Consider the following 1,127-nt stretch of genomic DNA (forward strand, 5'->3'; position numbering starts at 1 on the left):
TAAGTGGCGCTGTGGTTGATTGAGTGGTTTTCAGATTTGTTAAGCGGTTGGGTACCAGGTTAAGTGGTTTTGTCTCGAACTAAGCGGTGACTTGAGCGAAGCTGTGGACATTTTCTTGGGTTAAGCGGAGAATCGAATCAAGTCGGCTAGTGATAGCAAATAATAAGAAATAAGGGATGCAAATGAAGAAAGTAACCGTAGCACTGTTATTGGCCTTAGGTATGACGGGGTGTGCGTCGAACGTGCAAGATTTAGCTGCAGAGGGTAATTGGCAAGAGATTGGCTACCGTGATGGCGTAAGAGGTAATACTCAGCGTTCATATTCTGAGATGACCAAACTGGGCGCTGTTGATCAAGCGGCGTATAGCGAAGGCTATTACCAAGGCGTCAGTGAATACTGTAACCCTAACCATGCTTATCAGATCGGTCTTTCTGGTCAGGTTTATGAAGGGGTATGTTCAGGCACCGAAGATGCTCAGCGTTTTCGTATGGAGTGGCAACGCGGCTGGGATGAATTCTCAAACGATCACTAACGAGCCGTATGATGCGATGAGAAAAAGCACCGACTATCCGGTGCTTTTTACTTTTTACTTATTGCTTATCGCTTAGCGCTTATTGCTTTGAGAAGGGTGAACTCAATTAAAGAGTGCACACCTTGATGCGCTACTCGTTCGGTTGATTGTGCTCAACCGCTTTACGCAGGAAACCATCCTGTTGGGTCAGTTGCTGTTTCGCAGCTTCAAGGTTTAATCCTGTCAGTATCATTAGGATCGCCAGTTTCACATCGTAGTCGGTCTTTTCAAGCGTTTCTCTTGCCACCTCTTTATCGCAATCAGTCGCCTGCATAAGGATTCGAGCGGCGCGGGCGACCAGCTTTTCATTGGTCGCTTTCACATCCACCATCAGGTTTTGGTAGCTCTTACCGATACGAATCATACTCGCGGTGGTCAGCATATTGAGCACCAATTTTTGTGCTGTACCCGATTTGAGACGCGTTGAGCCCGTGAGTGCTTCAGGGCCGACTACTGGACTGATTGGAATCTTTGCCAGTTGGGCAATCGGTGAATCTGGGTTGCAAGAGAGTGATACCGTTGTTGCACCCAACTCATTGGCGTATTTGAGTGCAC

2 protein-coding genes are annotated in these 1,127 nt (G+C 47.4%); one reads left to right on the forward strand and one right to left on the reverse strand.

Going from position 1 to position 1,127, the window contains the following annotated elements; translation table 11 throughout:
• Nucleotides 1-182 precede the first annotated feature (182 nt).
• Nucleotides 183-533, forward strand: a complete 351-nt coding sequence (locus tag KIV40_RS33905; protein ID WP_285353830.1) for a DUF2799 domain-containing protein — start codon at nucleotides 183-185, stop codon at nucleotides 531-533.
• A gap of 130 nt (nucleotides 534-663) precedes the next feature.
• Here KIV40_RS33905 and KIV40_RS33910 read toward each other — a convergent pair.
• On the reverse strand, nucleotides 664-1,127 hold a 464-nt coding region (locus KIV40_RS33910), incomplete at its 5' end, for an N-acetylmuramic acid 6-phosphate etherase (protein WP_285353832.1).

This window comes from Vibrio sp. D173a (assembly GCF_030248475.1).

What these genes read in the sequence shown, in the direction of transcription:
- KIV40_RS33905 (WP_285353830.1), top strand. Translation starts at nt 183, where the DNA reads ATGAAGAAAGTAACCGTAGCACTGTTATTGGCCTTAGGTATGACGGGG.